Source organism: Vallitalea longa, from assembly GCF_027923465.1.
Lineage (GTDB): Bacteria > Bacillota > Clostridia > Lachnospirales > Vallitaleaceae > Vallitalea > Vallitalea longa.
The window spans coordinates 415,486-434,999 of the sequence record NZ_BRLB01000001.1; the positions used below are offsets into that span (position 1 = coordinate 415,486).

Here is a 19,514-nt window from a genome sequence, read left to right on the forward strand (position 1 = left end):
CCTACTTATACTGAGTTATTTTAACTATCTCATCAGCTCTAAAATATTTATCCTTTTTACCGCCATTATTTATATATAAACCTTTACATGTTATATGCGTAATAACACCTGTTAAACCTTCTAAAGTGTTTGTCTTAATTGTTACTTCATCACCTATGAAAAAAGCTTTTTTATCACTATTTCTGATACAGTATTCTGTTTGCATATACTTATATACCTCCATTTCTATTCAATACAAAATTAATCGTTAGTAATGGTACTAACATTCTCTTTTAATATTTTTCTAACCATAGCCCAAAATTTTTGAAATCCCACCTTCTCATTGGGAACAATTCCAAGTTGTTTCATTCTTTCAAATTTACTTTCAAGTTCAATCAGATAATTATCTTTAAGAATTGAATACCCTATTTTCTTTTCTGCTCCTTTGGCCTTAGTCCATAAATTGGGATATAAACAATAGACTATATACCATTGTTGTTTTCCTGCCTTAAGACAACCGATACAATTAGCATGTCTAAAACATTCATATGTAATAGGTCTATTAATTCCAATATCTTCTATGTTATGTATAGTTCTCTCCCAGTAAGCTAATGGATAATCTGTTTTATATCCCATAGTTGCCATAATATCCGAACGTCTTTTAATACGAATATTCTCACCTTTATCAAAACCATAATAGACAGTACAATCATTATTCACTCCATTATTTGCTGGAAACTCTTTCTTTAACCAGTCTTGAAAAGGTTGAGTTTTAAGTCTATTAGTACATAGTGCGGTACCGTTACCAACTTTAAATGCTCCAATTCTCATACATACATCAAGCGGTGTTTCATTTTCCCAGTTATTCATATTAGCGTATATAATAGGAATACCTAAATAATCAGCTACTTCACCTTTGAATCGTTTTATATCCTTATGTTCAACTTTACTGGAAATATTATGATTAAGAAGTATTACATTTTCTTTACCATATTTTCTTACAACTTCAACTGCTACTAATGCACTTGAATGACCACCTGAATAACATACTATATGTTTCATATTTTCACTTCCTAAATCAATCGTTAAGCTGTCAAATACTGTAATTCTTCTCTAAGTCTTACAGGCACGATTAATATTTTCTCTTCTTCTTTAGTTGCATATATTGGTGATATCTTATCCCTACCTACAAATTCAATATCTTTTTTATTTAAGTTTATAAGGTCAACATAAGTTTTATCTGCATATATGTAAGTGTCAGCTTTAAATATTGAATATAGGTTTTGATCTAATTGCTGAATAAGATGTGTAAATTCAACTGATTTATAGCGGTTGGAGATATTAAATAAGCTTATAGTGCTATCTATTTTATCTTTATTTAATTGGCTTCTTAAACCGTAGTGGTTTTCTAGTCCTTGTCCTTCTTGTGGAATACCCCCGATTATTTTAATAAGAGCTGTAAGAGCTGAACCCTTAATTTCTTTTTTGGTCTTCAGTCCAAAATGTTCAGTAAGTATATAACTGTAACCATCCTTAATAATCCATCTAACAGTATCTTTATTTTTTAATGCTACAGATAATTTTTTTATATTTATCATAATTTCACCTCATCATATATTAATCTTTTAAGTAATATTTTGTTTCGTATCCATCACCTTTTAGTAATAACCCTGGTACCCATTCTATAGGCTCACTCATAATTTTTAATACTTCACCCATACTGTATTTATCATCATATGGAGTATCTAAAATTACCTCATCATGTACATGCATAACGGTTTTATACCCTACTTCATCCAGTCTTAACATAGTTTCTCGTAAACAGTCTCTAGCAATGGCCTGTACAATATTCTCTGTTAATTTACCTCCATATGTAGTTATACGCTTCCATTGCTTACTTGTCTGGTCCATACCTTCATATACTAGTCTTTTACCGAAACCAGGTTCATTTTCAACACAAGCTCTCATATAAGCTAAATCTCTTCCAGAAGGCAATCTAACGAATAAGAAGCCTTTACGATAATAAAATGTAATACCATATTGGATCCTAACCGGTATCTTTTGGTCTACAGCTTTTACAGCAGCGTTACCAATAGTACGCCATAATCTAACTATTGCTTTATTTGCATTTCTCCAAGCATCAACTATATTTTGTAATTCTTCTTCATCAATACCCATATCTAATGCACCCATGGCCATTAAAGCACCTGGTCCACCCTGATAACCTAAAGCTAATTCTGCAACTTTTCCTTTTGCCCTTAGATCACTACCTTTTGTTATCTGTTCTATAGGTACATGGAACATTTGTGAAGCTGATGCCTCATATATTTTGCCATGTGTAGCAAATACCTGCATTCTCCATTTTTCATTAGCTAACCAAGCAATTACCCTTGCTTCAATAGCTGAAAAATCTGCTACTATAAACCTTGAATTATTTGAAGCGATAAAAGCTGTTCTTACTAATTGAGATAGTATACTGGGAACATTACCGTACAACATTTCAAGTAATTCCAAATCGTTATCTATTACAATATTTCTGGCCAGATCTAAGTCAGATATTTTATTCTTAGGTAGGTTTTGTACCTGGACCAATCTACCAGCCCATCTACCTGTTCTATTTGCCCCATAGAACTGTAATAATCCTCTTACTCTTCCATCTGTACAAATGGCCCTATTCATTGCTTCATATTTCTTAACAGATGTTTTGGCCAACTTCTGTCTGATCTTCAAAACTTTTCTTAATTCACTGTTATCTGTCTGTTCAAGTAATTCAGGAATAGCTGTTTTTGATAGACTCTTTACCTCAATACCTGTTATATCTAGTATCCATTTTTTAAGCTGCGTTACGCTATTAGGATTCTCAACCCCTGTTATTTCTTTAAGTTGTTTCATAAGTCTATCAGTATATGTATTGTTTAGGTTTATCGCATTAACAACCAATTCTATGTTTAATTTAATACCCATATCATTTATGTTTTGGTCTAAATACCACATCTGCTTTTCTTCTTTAGGTATTTCAAAGAATCTAATTTTATTTCTAATATCTCTTTCAACTTCAACATCACGTCTATTATATTCTTTGAATGTATTCCATTTATCCATATCATGTTGTGGAAGGTTTCTAGTTCTACCACAATTCTTTTTAGTAGGTTTACAAGGCTTTGAAAAATAATTAATTAATGCCTTGCCTGCTTTCATCTTTTGGTTTTCAAGGTGAAGTACTTTGGCCACTTTATCAAGTCCTAAGGGCATACCTAACATTGAGGCTTTTACCATGGTACACTCCCATTGTTGAACTGGTATATTAGGATTTATAGGAGTTTTAATTCCTAATTTATGTGTAGACATGTATTTAGATATTGCAACCCTTTCAAATTGGGCGTTATAAGCTGTCTTAAGTATTTTTGAATTATATAATGCTTCTAATACTTCATTAGGTAGTTCTTCGCCTTGTGCCAGATCTATTACTTGTACTGATTCATCATCAAAAGCATAAGCGAATAATAATATTTCAAAATCAGGAGAGTCTACATATTTGTAGACTCCAACCTTTGTAATATCCTCGCCACTATAGGTTTCAATATCAATAGCTAATGTTCTCATAGTAAATCATCATCTTCATCTGCAAACACAAAATCATCATCAAAATCAGATTCTGCAGTTGAACGTCCTCCTAATGGTTCACCGTCTTTCAACTTCATTATATGATTTAATCCACAAGCAATACCTTTATTTCCACTTGTATTAAATGGATAGAATGTTACACTGGCTCTACCAAAACAACCACTGTATACCTCATCTTGATCTAATATTTTATTACAGTCATTATCCACAATACCTGGTTTTGTTTTACAGTTAGCATTTATAAAATAACTGTTCTCATATGCTTCATCATCTGGTCTTTCTTCGTCACCATCACGTAATGGTGTTTTTAAATTAGCTGGTAATTTACCACCAAATTTATTGGATTTACCTTGTATCTTAGCATTTTCAACAGCTTGTTTTATTTGTTTTAAAGTCTTTTTATCTGACTTAGGTATAATAATTGAAGCGGAATACTTTGGGTCTTGGCTTTCATCTATAGCGTTTGGTTCCCATACATGTAAATAACTAAATCTTACTAATCCTGTGATTACTTTTGTTTTTAAGTTTTCCATATTATTAATTCCTCCATATTTTATTATTTAAAGTATTTTAACTAATTGTCTTGGTAATTCATTATCCCTTAAAGTAGTATTGAATGATTCAACTACTTTTTGAATTTCTTCCTTTGCTGTAATTTTATTAGTTACATCAAAATCCTCTTCCCATTGCATCTTTTTATCTTTTATTAAAGCCCTAACTTTCATTAAATAACCTCCTGAAAATCCTTCTTTGCATCATCTTCACTCTGCCATGCTGGACGTTTATCGGACTCCTGAACAAGAGTAGGTTTTCCCGTTGGTTTAATTACTAAATCAGATAATAATTCTTCAAATGCTTTTTTCCCTATAGCTTTTTGCATAGCTGTTATACCTAATAATTCTTTTGGTTTATGTAATATTGATTCCTCATAACCATAATCTACTAATGCCTTAAGTACTTTATCTTGATCTAAATATTTTCTATTACTTCTACCCTCAACTAACTTAAAACCAGGATAATCTTTACCATGATTTACAGCCTGGTCAAGTGCAAACTCTTCTACTGCAGTAAGCCATTTCTTGAAATCAGATGCACGATTTAGTATATCTGCTATATCTATATCAGATAGAAAAGGTCCATCCTTAAAATCATATTTTGCTAATATCATTTGTTCATCTGCATAAGCCCTACACTTAGCCTTTACCCTACAAAACATACAATGACTACCAGGACAAAATTCACCTTCACCTTTAAATGCTTTGTCTGCGATAGGTTTTATGTATTCTCCCCATGAATATAGATCCGCTGCTGTGATAGTAAATTCTGATATATTTTCTAATCTTGGTTGTACTATGGTTAGGTGTATTTTCTGGATGTCATACAACATTTCATATTCGTCTAATGCACCAAGACCGTATAATTTCATCTGTGGGTTATCTATGGCCGATACCTCTACACCTTTACCATATTTGAAGTCAATAACTTCAACGGTACCATCTGCAATGATAAGAGCATCACCAGTACCGAATCCACTTGGTACATAACTTGAAAAATCAAGACGTTGTTCTACGATTAGCTGTGCATCAGGTGTGATTTTTTTGGCGTTCAAATATTTTTCTCTTACTATTTCAGCATAAGCATCACAATAATCTAACATTTCATTAGCAAATAACTTATCCTTTTTTAACTTGTTTAACCTTCTAGTAAAAGTTGTTTTAGTAAATTCATTATTGTTGTACCTTATTATTTGTTCACCAATTTCATGAGCTAGTGTTCCCTCTTCTGCAAAACTACTTGTTTTCTCCGGTTCTTTTTCTTCAAGTCTAGCAGATGGTGGACAAGCCATCCATCTACTAGAACCAGAAGCACTTAATATTGCATGAGCCATTATACCAACTCCTTGACTTCGTCATAGAACGCTTGATAATTATCTGTTGCAAGAGTAGATACGCTTTTAGCTTCAAACTTAGTTAGTAACTTTTTAACTGCTGGCTTGTCCTTCTTGGCTGCTTTTGCTGTAAGAGATCTTATTTCCTCTATTGTTACACTAGGTTCAACTTGTTCATCTGGTTTAGTGGTATCTAATTCTTTTGGTTCTTCCTTCTTTGGTTGTTCTACCTCTACATTTTGTTTAGGTTCTACAGAAGGTTTTATACTCTCTGCTGATACTTGTTGCATGGCTTGACCTTGTTCAGGTTTAAATGCTTTTATTCCTCCTGCTAAATTACTTAATAAATTCAAAACCTCTTTTGCAAGTGTAATTGTTACTTTAACTTCTAACATAATCTTTATTGCTCCTTCCTTGATTTAATTAATTTATAATGCTATACTAAAAATGATTTTAATTATTTTTTGTCAGCTGTTGCATAGCTGGCTTTTTCTTTGTTTACAAAACACCATAGTTTATATTCAAGTCTTTTAATATCGTCAGATTTATGTTTATCTACTATTTGGTCAAGAGCAATAATTAATGCAGTTGCTTCTTTTTTATTGATTGGTATAGTAGAAATAAGCTTGTCCCCCTTTCCTGGATATAATAACAACAGATTATTTACAAGTTCCTTATCTGTTATTTTTCCTCTTATGTAATCTTGTAAGAAAACTAGTACTTGCTTATTTTTTTTGTTTTCAAAATACATTTTTATTAGGTTCCAAACTGTACCGACACATGCAGTTGCTATCATAGCAAAAAGTACACAATACAAGCCTATATAATACAATGGGTTAGTATCCATCTATTCACCTTCTTTCTATCCCCATGTATAATCTTTGTAATAATGAAGCCATTCACCATTACAAAATGTAACAACTAGCTTACCGTTTTTTATAGTTACCTCTACAGGTACCCAATCTTTTTTATATTCTTTACCTATTGAACTGTTATGTGTTTTATAAGTGTTTACAAATATTTCTTTAGCATTAGGTCCTAATTTGTTGTAACCTTTTACTTTTGAAAAATCTATCTCCATATAATTTTTCATAAAATACTTCCTTTCTTTTGTTTAAGCCTTTCCCGATTAATTATGTTATACTTGTATCAAAAAGGGGGTGTTTCCATGTCTAATCTTTCTAAGCCAGGTACAGATAATAAACCTGCTGGAACTTATAAAGAAGTAGGTCCTCGTGGTGGTCAAATCAAAAATCCTCGTACTGTTAAAATTGATCGTGGCGATAGATTGCCACCAACTCAATCAAAAGGTAATAAGTGGCAAAAGAAATAACAGATTAAATGGCTGCTGTTAATGGCAGTAGCCATTAAATTTTTGTACTTAGTTATATAATGATGCATTCTTACTTATTCCTTCCTTGTAAATTATTTTATATATTTGTCTCTGTACTAATTTTAATAATTAAGTGTTATTCTAACTTTAATCTTTATGGAAATAATATAATTCATGTCTTATCTTCCTGTGTTAATTCTCTTTATTTATTCACCTTCTCTTTTCCCAATCTTTCTAACCTCTCTAACTCTTCATCATCTAAGTTTGCTAGCATCCTGTAAAATGTTTCTGTCTTTTCGTTAACCTCTATCATATGCCCTTTAATAGAATCTAAAACTGTACCATCTCTGAGTATATGTTCTACTTTATACTTTTGACCATTAAGTTCTTTTTCCATCTTCACACCTCCATAAATATTAATACTTAACATCTCTTTTACTTTATAATTTATGACTAATAATTTTTGTCCTATTACAATCTTTATATTTTGTAAACACTTTTAAAAATCTAGTATCATTTACCACACTAATAAAAAACACTAGTTCATTCAAATTACTTACCCATTCATAAGATTATTTAATGTCTAAAATGTTTAAAATCTTTTTTTTCTGTTTTTCAGCCTTTCTTGAAGAGTTTAAGATATCATATAGATAGGTTAAACTTATGCCTAATTTTTTAGCTAATTCTGAAATACTCATTTCTTTATCAATTAGTGCTTTTCTTACTGTCTTTTCAAACTCAGTCATCTATAATTACCTCCTTTCATACTGTTGAATTATTTCAGCGTTATTTATTGACAAAGCACTGAAAGTATTCTAATATAATAATTATCACACTATATTTTAGAATTAATTCAACAAACATTACTAGATTGCTGAAATAATTCAGCTATAATTTCATTATACTGATTTGTTTCAGTATGTCAAGTAGTTTTACTGAATTCTTTCAGTTTATTTTATAAGGAGGAAAAATGGTGAATGTATTAGAAAAAATTCAGGAATTATGTAAAGAAAGAGAAATAAACCCATCAAGGCTAGAAATTGAATTGGGATTTGGAAAAGGAACTTTATATAAGTGGAGTAAAAGCGTACCGAAAAGTGATAAATTAGAGAAAGTTGCAAACTACTTTAAAGTTTCCATAGACTACTTACTTGATAGAGGCAACTTATACGATATAGGTGAAGCAATAAAAGGAGAAAGAGAATATCAGGGATATTCTATAGAAGAATTATCAGAACTTATTGGTGTAAAAAAAGAAAAACTAAATGAGTATGAAGAAAACTTAGTTCCAATTAGTGAATGTCTGTTAAAAAAAATTAGTAAAATTTTTGACATGACCGTTCATGAACTTCTAGATAAATATAATATATATGACGAATGTATCCCTCCTCAATTTAATGGAGATATTAATAAGTATGAAGCTTTTAAAAAAACACGTGATAAAGATGCAACAAAAGAAGATAAAATAAAAACAATAGCGGCACACACTATGGCAGATCTAACAGAGGAAGAAAGAAATGATGTTATTAAATATGTAGAATTTATTAAGTCTAAAAGAGATAAATAGTAATTTTTGCGCTTCAAGATAATAAAGGGGTGTTTATTACAAATGACAAAACTTTTACAATATATAGAAGATGAAAATATACAACTTATTGAAGCAGATATACCAGTAAAAAAACTTAAAGGCTTATATTATGATAATACAATTATTATTGATAAGGAAGTATCTACTACAATTCAAAAGAAATGTATCTTAGCAGAGGAGATTGGACATTATTTTACAAGTACAGGGGATATCTTAGATCAATCTAATATCACGAATAAAAAGCAAGAAAACAAAGCAAGGGCATGGGCTTTTGAAAAATTAATAGGCTTAATGGATATAATAAATGCATATAAATGTGGAGTACGTAATAAATTTGAATTAGCCGAATACTTAGATGTAACTGAAGAATTTTTAAATGAAGCTGTTGAATACTATAAAAGAAAACATGGTATATTATTTAAACTTGATAATTATATTATATATTTTGAACCCCTTGGAGTAATAGAAATATTATAGTCATTAGAAATAGTTTCATTAAAATTGAAATAATATAAGTCTTTAAAAAGGAGGTACCTCTATGCCAACCAGTTCAATAAAAAGAGTAGCCTGCTACGTAAGAGTAAGCACAGAAAATCAACTTGAAAACTATAGTATAGACGAACAGACAGACCGTTTAAAAGCCTTCTGTAAAGCAAAAGATCTAACTATTGTTAAGTTCTATACAGATGGTGGTTATTCAGGTGGAAACATGAACCGCCCTGGACTACAACAAATGTTAAAAGATATCAAAGGTAAACATATTGATATGGTTATAGTCTATAAATTAGATAGATTAAGCAGATCACAAAAAGATACCCTAACATTAATAGAAGATGAATTTCTATCAAATGATGTTGACTTTGTATCAATGAGTGAAAACTTTGATACCTCTACCCCATTTGGAAAAGCAATGATAGGTATATTATCTGTATTTGCACAATTGGAAAAAGATCAGATTACAGAACGTTTTACAATGGGTCGCATCGGTAGAGCAAAAAACGGATATTATCACGGTGGACCAACTGCTCCAACTGGCTATGACTATGTAGATGGTGAACTTGTGGTAAATGAATATGAAGCATTACAAGTTAAAGAAGTTTTTAAACGTTTTTTAGAAGGTAAAAGCATCAATGCTATACAAAAATATATGAGTGAACATTACACCAACAAATACGGTAACTGGAGCAGTCACACATTAGTTTTAAATATCTTGCGAAACAATGTTTACATTGGTAAAGTTAAATTCAAAGGTAAAGTATATGAAGGTAAGCATAAACCTATTATATCAACAGAAGTATTTAATGAAGTTCAAAAACTATTAACCAGTACCAAGAGAGAAGATTCTAAAACAATTTTTCAGAAGAACCCATTTAAAGCCAATAATTTATTAACTAGTATATTATACTGTAAAAAGTGCGGTGCTAGATTTTGTGGTAATCATGGAAACTATGTTTGTTATTCCAGAGGGAAAACCGACAGGCGAAAAATCATTGATCCTAATTGTAAAAATAAAAAATGGAATATACAAGCTTTAGATAAAATCGTTAAAGATGAAATCTTGGAAGCTGCACTTAATAAAGATTACTTCAATAAAATAATATCTACTAAAAAAGTGGATACAATTGATAATTCAAAAGAAATAAAAAAAAGAATTGATGAAATAGATAAACAGATTATTAGAATGATGGATTTATATCAAGTTGGTGGTATTCCAATAGAACAGATATCCAATAGAATAGCAAAATTAAAAAAGGAAAAGGACACTATATCAGATCAACTTATAGGTAAAAAACAAACAAAACTTTCTATCTCTGAAGCAAAAGGAATATTATCAAGATCAGCCATGATATTAGGAAACGGTGATTTATCACAGCAAAGAATGGTTGTAAGTAACTTAATTGATTACATTGATATAGATGATGAATTAATACAAATCCATTGGAGCTTTGTCTAATTATATATTACAGTTTTAGTTTATCCATGTGTATGGGTTTCGGATGTAACGCCGCAGCCATAACATCTTGTAGGATTATAGATTCTCCTCGAGAAAGGCTTATTGCAATAATAACCAACAATTTTGTTCCTTGTAATGGACGTTTCCCTACCCTTATAGCACTGGCAACGATATTCATCACAGGATTAAGTGGTAGATTCTCTTCAATTATTGGTGCTGTCGTAATATTATTTACTATCGTTTTAGCTGTCTTATTGACATTCGTGATGTCACGATTATTATCAAAAACTATACTGAAAGGTATTCCTTCATCATTCACTTTAGAGTTGCCTCCTTATAGAAAACCTCAGGTTGGCAAGATAATCATCCGGTCTCTTGTGGACCGTACTCTATTTGTATTGGGAAGAGCGATAGTTGTAGCTGCACCTGCTGGAATACTCATTTGGATATTACAGAATATTATTGTAGGTGAAATAAGTGTATTATCCCATTGTGCCAATTTCCTACAACCTTTTGCCAACTTGATAGGTTTAGACGGATATATATTAATGGCATTCATATTAGGCTTTCCAGCTAATGAAATAGTCATACCTATACTTATTATGAGCTATATGTCAACTGGAGCCATGATAGAACTTGATAGTCTATCTGCTCTAAAAGACTTATTAGTCAACAACGGATGGACTTTACTTACTGCTATATGCACAATGTTATTCTCACTTAATCATTTCCCATGCGGAACCACTCTGCTGACTATTTACAAAGAAACCAAAAGCAAAAAATGGACTTTCGCATCCTTTATCATTCCTACCATTACAGGAATAATAATATGCTTTATCGTAGCTCAAACTGCAAGATTGTTTGGATTAAATTAATATGTTCATATTAAAACTGGCTAGGGCAAACCTAGCCTAAATATACCTTTCGTTTAGTAAATATACTAAAATTCACTTATATAGATAATGACAATAAAATTACCCACTAGCAACAATTTGTTGCATTAGCAACAATAGAAACACATAATTCATCAGCTGAAACAGTTAAAATAGCAACAGATTCAAGTAAATCGACACTCATACTAAAGAATCTAACAACTTCTATTGGAATTCCTCCATTAATTATTACACCTGGAGAAGTAACTCCTAGTTCTAATTCAACTATAATTGTCCCTGATAATCCTTTTATGCCAGAAGCATTCCATATTTCATATGTTCCAGCATTAGGAAATGATAGCAACTTATTTGTAAATCCATATTGTTTACTACATTTACAGCCTTTAATTGCACTACTCCCTACTCCACAACAAGTACTATTTTCACATGACATATTATCACCTCCTTATTAAGTTTAATTTCCTTATTTAGACAAATAGTATTATCAATATACTTTTTATACCCATACACCATTAAATAAAAAATGCCAAATTGTAGCGCGATTATTTACACTAAACTCTAAAGCTTGTACCTATACTTTTTCTAAATATATTATAACTAAATAATATCTCATTATAGTATATTAAACGAGCTATAATTTTGTGCGACATATTAATAAATTCATCTTTACTTATATTATTTTTTAATTGTTTTATTATATATATCTATATTTTATACATAATAATTATATGTTATTTATTGTTATTTTGTTTACTAATTATGTGTTGTTATATCTCATTATTTATTTGATATATTGTAAAGTATACAGTAAACCATCGGTACCTTTACAAAAAATGCCACCTATTTAAGGCAGCATCATAATTACTTTCCTATAAGGAAAAAAGAGTCAAAGAAAAAATCTTTGACTCATTTTGCATCTTCCTCATGAATCTCTATTTTAGATATGGAAACTTCATAAGCTACTTTACTTATTGATTCAGTCTCACTTAGCTTTTTCTGATACTCTCTGCTCTGAATTCTTCCCCAGATTTTAATTCTATCTCCAACGTTGAATTTTTCAGCATATCTTGCGTTTCTACCCCAGCATATACATGGAATATAATCTGACTTATTATAAGGACGGTTTACAGCTAATAATATATCTGTTATCTCTCTACCAAAAGGTGTTGTTCGATACATTGGTGGCTTGCAAATATAACCATCCAAATATATGTAATTGGGATTTCTTTTAATCTCCTCTTCTTCAAGAGTGGAGATCTCTCTAGCGAATACGGTTAACACTAATCTATTTTTACCATCAATTTGTCTGTTATAAGAACGAAATTGTCCCTGAATATCTACTAATTTACCTCTCAGATCACTTGTAGTGTCAATAAGACGCTCAGATACCATTATAGGTATAATATCAGAATTGTCACTTAGTCTTGATATTTCTACATTAAAATTATAGAATCCCTCTCCATATACTTCATGGCTGAATTCAAATGTAGAATGTATTTTCCCTATTAAATTAACTTGATTGTTTCTGATAACATTATCTTCCATGATACTTATCTCCCTTCCATTATATTAAACATCAATAATCCAGAGGATAATCTAGCTTAATATATATTCATATGTTTAATGTTTATCTATATTTATCTTTATTCCAGAAAACCACTTTTTAGAATCAGATTTTTAAACTTACTACATGGAATTTAATTTATCGCTAATACTCCTGTCAATTAACATGACTGCTGTAACAGCTGACATGATATTATATATATCATGTCCCCAAGAAGTTTTTACGAAAACAGGGAATTCTTGTGGTTCAATGACTATTTCTTCTTCATCTATCTCTCTCTGAATACAATATATCAGTGTTTTGCTAGTGTCCATATCACCACCTAAGCTTGATATAGTCACACTAGATTTCTTATTGAATCCAAGAGTAATAAATCTACAAAGAGGGATATCAAGGTCAATATCTCTTAGCTCATTATCTACATTAGCAATAACATAATAAGTAGTTTTCGTACTATCGTCATTCACATTAATAGTTATGGATTCACTATTTTCGGATATCTCATATCTTTCATCTACTTTTTTCATAATATCTTCAAAAATGAATATTAAGTTACTTATCTTATCATTACCAGTTATAATAATTTTTTTCATATTAGCAACCTGCCTTTGAAAATATTTCAATAACTATATCATTTATTATTGTCTAACTTGGTAATTAATAATCCTATAAAATAAAAAAAATAGTTATTGGCTATCATAATTATATTTAAGTGTTGTATAATAATAACTAGCTCAACATGCAAATTTAACTTGAGCTATACCCACATGATTGTTGAAATTACAATTTGTTATTGAAACACACAAAAAACAAAGTAATATGTCACTATTTATTGTTTTTATACATAATGAATATTCATTTTAGATAAATTATAATTATACTTGTAATAAAACATATCTTCAGTCGTTAATATTAATAATATCAGGTTTAGTTTTCTCTAATAATTAGTGAACATTACCAAAACACATTAATCAAATTACAATATGGAAGGAGGATCATCATGAAATTTACTATTACTACATTAATTGAAAATTCAAAAGGTGAACATCTCGGCTTAATCAACGAACATGGTATCTCGTTTCTAATCGAAATGGATAACAAAAAAATATTGTTCGACACTGGTCAAAGCGGCGATTTTATAAAGAATGCAGCTACATTAGGTAAAGATTTGAATGATATTGATACCGTTATACTAAGCCATGGACATTATGACCACACAGGAGGATTCAGAAAACTAGTAGAAAATGTTACTTCTGATTTTAGATTATATGTTCACAATAATGCATTTATAAAAAAATACAGTTACGATAACACACATTACAAATTTTTAGGTAACAGTTTTACAAAAGATTTCATATCAGAAAACAATATTGAGTCTCATTATGTGACAGAAGATATTTTAGAAGTCCACAAAGGTATATATATTATATCAAACTTTGAACGTGTTACTCCATACGAGAAAACCAACCCAAGGTTCTATTTAGAGAATGGAGATGAACATATTCTTGATCATTTTAATGATGAAATCATGTTGGCTATAGATACTGAAGAAGGTTTAGTAGTCATATTAGGTTGTTCACATCCAGGAGTTATCAATATGTTGAAAACATTAATCAAACGCACTGGCAAAAAAATTAATACTATCATTGGTGGAACTCATTTAGTTCGTGCAGATGAAGATAGAATTAATGAAACCATAAATGCTTTTAAATCTATGGACATAAAAAAATTAGGTATTTCACATTGTACAGGTGAAAATGCCATGAATCAGTTACATCAAGCGTTTGGTGACAAATATTTCCATAATACCACTGGAACTGTACTATATTTTGATAAATAAACTATTGGAGAGATAGGTATGTTTTTAAAAGATATTGCACAAAAAATTGTTAATCTGATGATGGAAGTCATTGATTATAGAAATATAAATATAATGGATTGTGACGGTTTCATTATAGCTTCTGGTGAACCAAACAGAATATCCACCTATCATAAAGGTGCTGATGATGTAATTAAGTCAGGAAAGGGGATTGAAATATATCCACAAAATGTTAATAATTTTCCTGGTTCAAAACAAGGTGTTAATCTGCCAATAAATATTGAAGGTAAAGTTATAGGCGTTGTAGGTATATATGGACATCCAGACGAAGTTCGAATGGTAGCAAGATTAGTAAAAAACTCAGTAGAACTGGCTCTGGAACAATATCTAATATCTGAACAAGTGAACTTGGTTAAAGATCTAAGCAATCAAATGATTAGGAAATTACTATTCAATTCCGTATCAGAAACAGAAGAAGAAATATTATGTTTATCAAAAGTCGCACGTATCAATTTGGAACTTAAAAGATGTGCCGTAGTAATAAAACTAGATAATTATGATGATGATGGAATTTATGAATCCGTTAATGCTATGGGTGAAATAGAGAAATTATTATCCACCAACAATTTCATTACCAACAAAGATTTCTTCGGTATCATAAACCATTATTTCATAATCTTCAAAAGTATAGCTGATGATAAGCGCTGTGAATATATGAACAATATTTTGTTCACACTTGAAGATAACAGACCATATAAGATAAAAATTGGTCTAGGTAGTTCCTACAATGATATTTACGGATATAAAAAATCTTTTAATGAAGCAGTAGATATTATTTCTATAAGTAAAGGTAAACCTCTTGATATTAACAATTTTGACACGCAAGCTAAATACCTTCTCCAAAAAATACAACCAGATGCATCTGAACCATTCATAAAGAAACTATATATTTCTATACTTAATGAAAACGGAAAAGTTCCTGAATGGTTTTATAAGACACTAGATGCTCTATTTGAAAATAATCTTAGATTAAATGAAACAGCTATAGCTTTATTTGTTCACAAAAATACTCTAGTGTATAGATTAAAAAAAATTGAACAGCTAACAGGATTAAATATTAACAATTTCTACCATGCAACTCTTCTATATTGTTTATACACATACATAAATAATATAGAAAGTGATATTTAAAACTCAAAAATACTAGGAGGAAATATTATGACAAGTGGCATAGGACTTTTTATTATTGTTTTAATTGCAATTGTGGGTACAATTATATTAATTTCTAGATTCAAGATGCATCCTTTTATAGTATTGATACTAGCAGCTTATTTTATCGGTCTATGTACCAAAATGCCTGCCGAAACTATAATAAATACCATAAAAAAAGGTTTCGGCAACATTTTAGGAAATATCGGTATTGTAATCATTGCTGGTACAATAATAGGTACAATACTTGAAAAAACAGGGGCAGCCTTAACAATGGCCAACAGTATATTAAAACTTGTAGGTAAAAAAAGAGCACCTCTTACAATGAGCTTAACAGGTTATGTTGCAAGTATACCTGTATTCTGTGATTCTGGTTTTGTTATACTTTCCCCTATTAATAGAGCTTTGGCAGAGAAATCAAAAGTTTCTCTAGCAGTAATGGCTACAGCTCTAAGTTCAGGATTATATGCAACCCATTGTCTAGTACCACCAACACCAGGTCCTATAGCAATGGCAGGAACTCTTGGAGCTAATCTCGGCTTAGTCATATTAGTAGGTCTGGTAGTATCCATTCCTGTTATGTTAGCAGGTTATATATATGCGATTAAAGTAGGTCCAAAATTCCCTATAGACCCTAATCCAGAAACTACTGTTGAAGAGTTATTAGAGAAATATGGTAAGTTACCAAGTGCTTTTAAATCTTTTGCACCTATTATTCTACCAATAATACTTATTGCTTTTAAATCAATTGCAGATTTTCCATCAGCACCTTTCGGTAACGGTTTCTTTAAATCTTTCTTTGATTTTATAGGTAATCCAGTTACAGCTTTAATTTTAGGTATATTCCTTGCTATGACCTTAATCCCAAAATCAGAGAAACAAAACAGTTTCAAATGGATTGGAAAAGGAATATATAATTCAGCATCCATATTAGCGATTACAGGTGCAGGCGGTGCTCTTGGTGCTATTCTTCAAGCATTACCACTCGCTGATGCATTACAAGATTCATTACTCAAATATAATATAGGTCTATTACTACCATTTATTATCGCAATGCTTTTAAAAACAGCTATGGGAGCTTCTACCGTTGCTATGATCATAACATCTGCTATGGTTGCGCCACTTATGGCTAAGATGGGCATGACAAGTGAAATGGCAAAAGTTCTTGTGGTTCTAGCAATTGGTGCAGGTTCTATGACAGTATCCCATGCAAATGACAGCTATTTCTGGGTTGTTTCCCAATTTAGTGATATGGATACTTCCACAGCTTATAAATGTCAAACAGGTGTTACCCTAGTACAAGGTATAGTAGCAATCATCATAATAATGATCATAGGATTAATATTCATATAAAAATAGTTATAACATTCGTAGAAAGGAAATGATTTAGTGAAAAAAATAGTTATTGCATCAGATTCATTTAAAGGTACTATAGACTCAATTGACGTCTGCAATATTGTTGAAAAAGGTATTAAAAATATTAGACCTGAGATAGATACTGTAACAATTCCTATTGCTGACGGAGGCGAAGGTACTGTTGATGCTTTTCTGAATGCAATTGGAGGCAAAAAAATCACCAAATCGGTTACAGGACCACTTTTTGATAAAGTTGAAGCAAGTTATGGTATATTGGATGATGGTTCTGCTGTCATTGAAATGGCTCAAGCCTCAGGATTACCATTAGTGGAAGGAAAAGAAAATCCTCTAAAGACTACTACTTATGGTACAGGAGAATTAATTGAAGACGCATTATTAAAAGGTTGTAAAAAGATTATCATAGGTGTAGGAGGAAGTGCCACCAACGATGGTGGAGTTGGAATGGCCGCTGCATTAGGAATTAAATTTCTGAAAGAAGATGAAAGTGAAATAGATTTGACAGGTGGAGGCTTAACCGATCTAGCTAGCATAGATGTAAGTGATATCAACTCAATGGTATCCGAATGTAATTTTGTTGTAGCTTGTGATGTTGATAACCCATTATATGGGAATAATGGAGCTGCATTTGTTTTTGCCCCTCAAAAAGGTGCTGATTCAAATATGGTGAAAGTTCTTGATGAGAATCTAAAGCATTATGCTGGAATAGTCAATCGAGATCTAGGGATTAATTTACAAAATTACAAAGGTTCTGGAGCTGCCGGAGGTCTCGGAGCCGGTTTACTTGCTTTTCTTAATGCTGAACTAAAATCTGGTATAAATATCTTATTGGATGCTGTGGATTTTGATAATCTGATTGCTGATGCTGATTTAATTATTACTGGCGAAGGCAAAATCGATGGACAAAGTTTACGTGGAAAAGTTCCAGTAGGTATAGCTGATAGAGCCGTCAAATATCATAAGCCTGTCATTGCTATTGTTGGCGCGATTGGTGATGAGATAGATGCTTTATATGAAAGAGGTATAAGTTCTATATTCAGCATCAACAGAAGAGCTGAAGCTTTTGAAACAGCTAGGAATCATTCAGAAGAAAATCTTTTGAAGACGACTGAATCTATTATTAGGTTAATATCTGTGATATAGATTTTTGATACATGAAATAATATATGGATTATATTATTACTTAGGATATATGATAAGAAACCACTGGTTAATTCAAAAAAATTAATCAGTGGTTTTTTCTCACTGTCCTCAATGAAAATAAAAGTATGACTTCTATATAAAATAAAAAACAGACAGTATGCCATACTGTCTGAATAAATCAACAACTTTTGCCGGGTGTAGTTATATAATTAATAATAGTTTTTATTGGGCAATTTTTAATTATAAAACTATACTTTTTTCTTAGTTGTTATATGTTGCTGTGTCTTTAGCTAACTCTATAGTGTGCTTTAATGTTTTTAGTATTATGGATTTAGTTCTGTTGTCTATTGGTTTGCCTTCAAAACGTAAACCAATTTCATTTTCAAGTTTTTCTACAATCCTATCTAACTCTTTATCAATATCTTTACAATCAAAGAGTTCTGATATTGGAGTTGGATTTTCTGTAATGCCAATTAAATAATCCATAGACACATCAAAAAATATAGCTAATTGCTTTTTGGTTTCATCATCTGCTTGTCTGGCGCTTCTTTCATATTGTGAAATATTATTTTTTGTTTTTCCTACTACTTCACCTAGTTGTTCTTGAGTTAAACCTTTACTTTTTCTTAATAATCTTAATCTATCACTAAAATTTGGCATTCTAACCACCTCCTATATATTTTAGAATCCAAACATATTACTGTAAATACTAATAACCAATAAGACAACATAATATAAAATTAGGTATTGACAGTAACCATAGCGTGTATTATAATATAGTTAACGTTTTGGTTATTATTATATGAGTTATTACAGCAAAATATTCGTTATAGATATTATCGTTTTATTTATAGATAGTGTATTCTAATACCTCACTGTTTGGTTGATATTAATAATATCAACCGCGCCAAATTCTCTGTTAATGCATAACATGTCGTTATGCACGTGTAATTATGATTTTATTTTATTAGAGGGCAAATGAAATAAGTATAATTACACAAAAAATTTATTTTAAGAAGTATTATTGCTTCTTAAAATAAATTTTCAAATTATAGATGTATAATATAATATTTTTTTATGCCCTAACTAAATTAATAATTATCATTGCTAAGGGTCTTATTACTAAGGTTTAATCCTTTATATACT

24 protein-coding genes and 1 pseudogene are annotated in these 19,514 nt (G+C 30.6%); 9 read left to right on the plus strand and 16 right to left on the minus strand.

What is annotated here, in order from left to right:
• Window position 1: 1 nt before the first annotated feature.
• The 10 genes from QMG30_RS01740 to QMG30_RS01785 form a co-directional block, all read right to left on the minus strand.
• The gene (locus tag QMG30_RS01740) at window positions 2-205 is read right to left on the minus strand and encodes a hypothetical protein (RefSeq protein WP_281811593.1); all 204 of its coding nucleotides are present in this window, start codon (window positions 203-205) and stop codon (window positions 2-4) included.
• A 35-nt stretch (window positions 206-240) separates the two neighbouring features.
• Window positions 241-1,041 carry a hypothetical protein gene (locus QMG30_RS01745; protein WP_281811595.1) on the minus strand — a complete coding sequence of 267 codons (801 nt, stop codon included), beginning with the start codon at window positions 1,039-1,041 and terminating at the stop codon, window positions 241-243.
• Between the two features lie 23 nt (window positions 1,042-1,064).
• Window positions 1,065-1,577 (minus strand): hypothetical protein, encoded by a 513-nt coding sequence (locus QMG30_RS01750; protein ID WP_281811597.1) that lies wholly within the window; start codon window positions 1,575-1,577, stop codon window positions 1,065-1,067.
• 19 nt (window positions 1,578-1,596) lie between these two features.
• Window positions 1,597-3,582 carry a DNA polymerase gene (locus QMG30_RS01755; protein ID WP_281811599.1) on the minus strand — a complete coding sequence of 662 codons (1,986 nt, stop codon included), beginning with the start codon at window positions 3,580-3,582 and terminating at the stop codon, window positions 1,597-1,599.
• Window positions 3,579-4,136 (minus strand): DUF2815 family protein, encoded by a 558-nt coding sequence (locus tag QMG30_RS01760; RefSeq protein WP_281811601.1) that lies wholly within the window; start codon window positions 4,134-4,136, stop codon window positions 3,579-3,581. The genes QMG30_RS01755 and QMG30_RS01760 overlap by 4 nt, the downstream gene beginning before the upstream one ends.
• Window positions 4,137-4,163: 27 nt before the next feature.
• Window positions 4,164-4,328 carry a hypothetical protein gene (locus QMG30_RS01765; protein WP_281811603.1) on the minus strand — a complete coding sequence of 55 codons (165 nt, stop codon included), beginning with the start codon at window positions 4,326-4,328 and terminating at the stop codon, window positions 4,164-4,166.
• Complete coding sequence (locus QMG30_RS01770) at window positions 4,328-5,491, minus strand: DUF2800 domain-containing protein (RefSeq protein WP_281811605.1); 1,164 nt, start codon at window positions 5,489-5,491, stop codon at window positions 4,328-4,330. The genes QMG30_RS01765 and QMG30_RS01770 overlap by 1 nt, the downstream gene beginning before the upstream one ends.
• Entirely contained in the window at window positions 5,491-5,886 is a 396-nt protein-coding gene (locus tag QMG30_RS01775) for a hypothetical protein (protein WP_281811607.1), read from the minus strand. The genes QMG30_RS01770 and QMG30_RS01775 overlap by 1 nt, the downstream gene beginning before the upstream one ends.
• Window positions 5,887-5,948: 62 nt before the next feature.
• Window positions 5,949-6,338 carry a hypothetical protein gene (locus tag QMG30_RS01780; protein WP_281811609.1) on the minus strand — a complete coding sequence of 130 codons (390 nt, stop codon included), beginning with the start codon at window positions 6,336-6,338 and terminating at the stop codon, window positions 5,949-5,951.
• Window positions 6,339-6,353: 15 nt separating this feature from the next.
• Entirely contained in the window at window positions 6,354-6,584 is a 231-nt protein-coding gene (locus tag QMG30_RS01785) for a hypothetical protein (protein WP_281811611.1), read from the minus strand.
• 75 nt (window positions 6,585-6,659) lie between these two features.
• Here QMG30_RS01785 and QMG30_RS01790 point away from each other — a divergent pair, with 75 nt between their 5' ends.
• Entirely contained in the window at window positions 6,660-6,824 is a 165-nt protein-coding gene (locus QMG30_RS01790; protein ID WP_281811613.1) for a YjzC family protein, read from the plus strand.
• A gap of 202 nt (window positions 6,825-7,026) precedes the next feature.
• On the opposite strand, the gene QMG30_RS01795 is transcribed toward QMG30_RS01790, so the two are convergent.
• Complete coding sequence (locus tag QMG30_RS01795; RefSeq protein ID WP_281811615.1) at window positions 7,027-7,221, minus strand: BOW99_gp33 family protein; 195 nt, start codon at window positions 7,219-7,221, stop codon at window positions 7,027-7,029.
• A gap of 175 nt (window positions 7,222-7,396) precedes the next feature.
• Window positions 7,397-7,570 (minus strand): helix-turn-helix domain-containing protein, encoded by a 174-nt coding sequence (locus QMG30_RS01800; RefSeq protein WP_281811617.1) that lies wholly within the window; start codon window positions 7,568-7,570, stop codon window positions 7,397-7,399.
• 227 nt (window positions 7,571-7,797) lie between these two features.
• Here QMG30_RS01800 and QMG30_RS01805 point away from each other — a divergent pair, with 227 nt between their 5' ends.
• The 4 genes and pseudogenes from QMG30_RS01805 to QMG30_RS01820 form a co-directional block, all read left to right on the plus strand.
• Complete coding sequence (locus QMG30_RS01805) at window positions 7,798-8,391, plus strand: helix-turn-helix domain-containing protein (RefSeq protein ID WP_281811619.1); 594 nt, start codon at window positions 7,798-7,800, stop codon at window positions 8,389-8,391.
• Window positions 8,392-8,433: 42 nt separating this feature from the next.
• Window positions 8,434-8,889: an ImmA/IrrE family metallo-endopeptidase gene (locus tag QMG30_RS01810; protein WP_281811621.1), complete on the plus strand. Its 456-nt coding sequence runs from the start codon at window positions 8,434-8,436 to the stop codon at window positions 8,887-8,889.
• Between the two features lie 61 nt (window positions 8,890-8,950).
• Window positions 8,951-10,366 carry a recombinase family protein gene (locus QMG30_RS01815; protein ID WP_281811623.1) on the plus strand — a complete coding sequence of 472 codons (1,416 nt, stop codon included), beginning with the start codon at window positions 8,951-8,953 and terminating at the stop codon, window positions 10,364-10,366.
• A 17-nt stretch (window positions 10,367-10,383) separates the two neighbouring features.
• Window positions 10,384-11,241: pseudogene (locus QMG30_RS01820) on the plus strand (nucleoside recognition domain-containing protein); the annotation flags it as partial.
• Between the two features lie 106 nt (window positions 11,242-11,347).
• Here QMG30_RS01820 and QMG30_RS01825 read toward each other — a convergent pair.
• The 3 genes from QMG30_RS01825 to QMG30_RS01835 all read right to left on the minus strand — a co-directional run bounded on the left by QMG30_RS01825 (window position 11,348) and on the right by QMG30_RS01835 (window position 13,416).
• Window positions 11,348-11,692 (minus strand): hypothetical protein, encoded by a 345-nt coding sequence (locus tag QMG30_RS01825; RefSeq protein WP_281811625.1) that lies wholly within the window; start codon window positions 11,690-11,692, stop codon window positions 11,348-11,350.
• A 473-nt stretch (window positions 11,693-12,165) separates the two neighbouring features.
• Window positions 12,166-12,804 (minus strand): single-stranded DNA-binding protein, encoded by a 639-nt coding sequence (locus tag QMG30_RS01830; protein WP_281811628.1) that lies wholly within the window; start codon window positions 12,802-12,804, stop codon window positions 12,166-12,168.
• Between the two features lie 141 nt (window positions 12,805-12,945).
• Entirely contained in the window at window positions 12,946-13,416 is a 471-nt protein-coding gene (locus tag QMG30_RS01835; protein ID WP_281811630.1) for a hypothetical protein, read from the minus strand.
• Window positions 13,417-13,823: 407 nt separating this feature from the next.
• Between QMG30_RS01835 and QMG30_RS01840 the strand changes: the two genes are divergently transcribed.
• From QMG30_RS01840 to QMG30_RS01855, 4 genes are read left to right on the plus strand one after another with little or no spacing between them, the layout of a single operon-like run.
• Window positions 13,824-14,663 carry an MBL fold metallo-hydrolase gene (locus QMG30_RS01840; protein WP_281811631.1) on the plus strand — a complete coding sequence of 280 codons (840 nt, stop codon included), beginning with the start codon at window positions 13,824-13,826 and terminating at the stop codon, window positions 14,661-14,663.
• An 18-nt stretch (window positions 14,664-14,681) separates the two neighbouring features.
• Window positions 14,682-15,833 (plus strand): CdaR family transcriptional regulator, encoded by a 1,152-nt coding sequence (locus tag QMG30_RS01845; protein WP_281811633.1) that lies wholly within the window; start codon window positions 14,682-14,684, stop codon window positions 15,831-15,833.
• A gap of 27 nt (window positions 15,834-15,860) precedes the next feature.
• On the plus strand, window positions 15,861-17,204 hold the full coding sequence (locus QMG30_RS01850; RefSeq protein ID WP_281811635.1) for a GntP family permease: 1,344 nt from the start codon (window positions 15,861-15,863) through the stop codon (window positions 17,202-17,204).
• A gap of 36 nt (window positions 17,205-17,240) precedes the next feature.
• A complete protein-coding gene (locus QMG30_RS01855; protein WP_281811637.1) occupies window positions 17,241-18,368 on the plus strand; it encodes a glycerate kinase family protein in 1,128 nt (375 codons plus the stop codon).
• Window positions 18,369-18,629: 261 nt separating this feature from the next.
• On the opposite strand, the gene QMG30_RS01860 is transcribed toward QMG30_RS01855, so the two are convergent.
• Complete coding sequence (locus tag QMG30_RS01860; RefSeq protein WP_281811639.1) at window positions 18,630-19,028, minus strand: helix-turn-helix domain-containing protein; 399 nt, start codon at window positions 19,026-19,028, stop codon at window positions 18,630-18,632.
• Window positions 19,029-19,514 lie beyond the last annotated feature (486 nt).

What these genes read in the sequence shown, in the direction of transcription:
- QMG30_RS01740 (WP_281811593.1), bottom strand. Translation starts at nt 205, where the DNA reads ATGCAAACAGAATACTGTATCAGAAATAGTGATAAAAAAGCTTTTTTC.
- QMG30_RS01745 (WP_281811595.1), bottom strand. Translation starts at nt 1,041, where the DNA reads ATGAAACATATAGTATGTTATTCAGGTGGTCATTCAAGTGCATTAGTA.
- QMG30_RS01750 (WP_281811597.1), bottom strand. Translation starts at nt 1,577, where the DNA reads ATGATAAATATAAAAAAATTATCTGTAGCATTAAAAAATAAAGATACT.
- QMG30_RS01755 (WP_281811599.1), bottom strand. Translation starts at nt 3,582, where the DNA reads ATGAGAACATTAGCTATTGATATTGAAACCTATAGTGGCGAGGATATT.
- QMG30_RS01760 (WP_281811601.1), bottom strand. Translation starts at nt 4,136, where the DNA reads ATGGAAAACTTAAAAACAAAAGTAATCACAGGATTAGTAAGATTTAGT.
- QMG30_RS01765 (WP_281811603.1), bottom strand. Translation starts at nt 4,328, where the DNA reads ATGAAAGTTAGGGCTTTAATAAAAGATAAAAAGATGCAATGGGAAGAG.
- QMG30_RS01770 (WP_281811605.1), bottom strand. Translation starts at nt 5,491, where the DNA reads ATGGCTCATGCAATATTAAGTGCTTCTGGTTCTAGTAGATGGATGGCT.
- QMG30_RS01775 (WP_281811607.1), bottom strand. Translation starts at nt 5,886, where the DNA reads ATGTTAGAAGTTAAAGTAACAATTACACTTGCAAAAGAGGTTTTGAAT.
- QMG30_RS01780 (WP_281811609.1), bottom strand. Translation starts at nt 6,338, where the DNA reads ATGGATACTAACCCATTGTATTATATAGGCTTGTATTGTGTACTTTTT.
- QMG30_RS01785 (WP_281811611.1), bottom strand. Translation starts at nt 6,584, where the DNA reads ATGAAAAATTATATGGAGATAGATTTTTCAAAAGTAAAAGGTTACAAC.
- QMG30_RS01790 (WP_281811613.1), top strand. Translation starts at nt 6,660, where the DNA reads ATGTCTAATCTTTCTAAGCCAGGTACAGATAATAAACCTGCTGGAACT.
- QMG30_RS01795 (WP_281811615.1), bottom strand. Translation starts at nt 7,221, where the DNA reads ATGGAAAAAGAACTTAATGGTCAAAAGTATAAAGTAGAACATATACTC.
- QMG30_RS01800 (WP_281811617.1), bottom strand. Translation starts at nt 7,570, where the DNA reads ATGACTGAGTTTGAAAAGACAGTAAGAAAAGCACTAATTGATAAAGAA.
- QMG30_RS01810 (WP_281811621.1), top strand. Translation starts at nt 8,434, where the DNA reads ATGACAAAACTTTTACAATATATAGAAGATGAAAATATACAACTTATT.
- QMG30_RS01815 (WP_281811623.1), top strand. Translation starts at nt 8,951, where the DNA reads ATGCCAACCAGTTCAATAAAAAGAGTAGCCTGCTACGTAAGAGTAAGC.
- QMG30_RS01825 (WP_281811625.1), bottom strand. Translation starts at nt 11,692, where the DNA reads ATGTCATGTGAAAATAGTACTTGTTGTGGAGTAGGGAGTAGTGCAATT.
- QMG30_RS01830 (WP_281811628.1), bottom strand. Translation starts at nt 12,804, where the DNA reads ATGGAAGATAATGTTATCAGAAACAATCAAGTTAATTTAATAGGGAAA.
- QMG30_RS01835 (WP_281811630.1), bottom strand. Translation starts at nt 13,416, where the DNA reads ATGAAAAAAATTATTATAACTGGTAATGATAAGATAAGTAACTTAATA.
- QMG30_RS01840 (WP_281811631.1), top strand. Translation starts at nt 13,824, where the DNA reads ATGAAATTTACTATTACTACATTAATTGAAAATTCAAAAGGTGAACAT.
- QMG30_RS01845 (WP_281811633.1), top strand. Translation starts at nt 14,682, where the DNA reads ATGTTTTTAAAAGATATTGCACAAAAAATTGTTAATCTGATGATGGAA.
- QMG30_RS01850 (WP_281811635.1), top strand. Translation starts at nt 15,861, where the DNA reads ATGACAAGTGGCATAGGACTTTTTATTATTGTTTTAATTGCAATTGTG.
- QMG30_RS01860 (WP_281811639.1), bottom strand. Translation starts at nt 19,028, where the DNA reads ATGCCAAATTTTAGTGATAGATTAAGATTATTAAGAAAAAGTAAAGGT.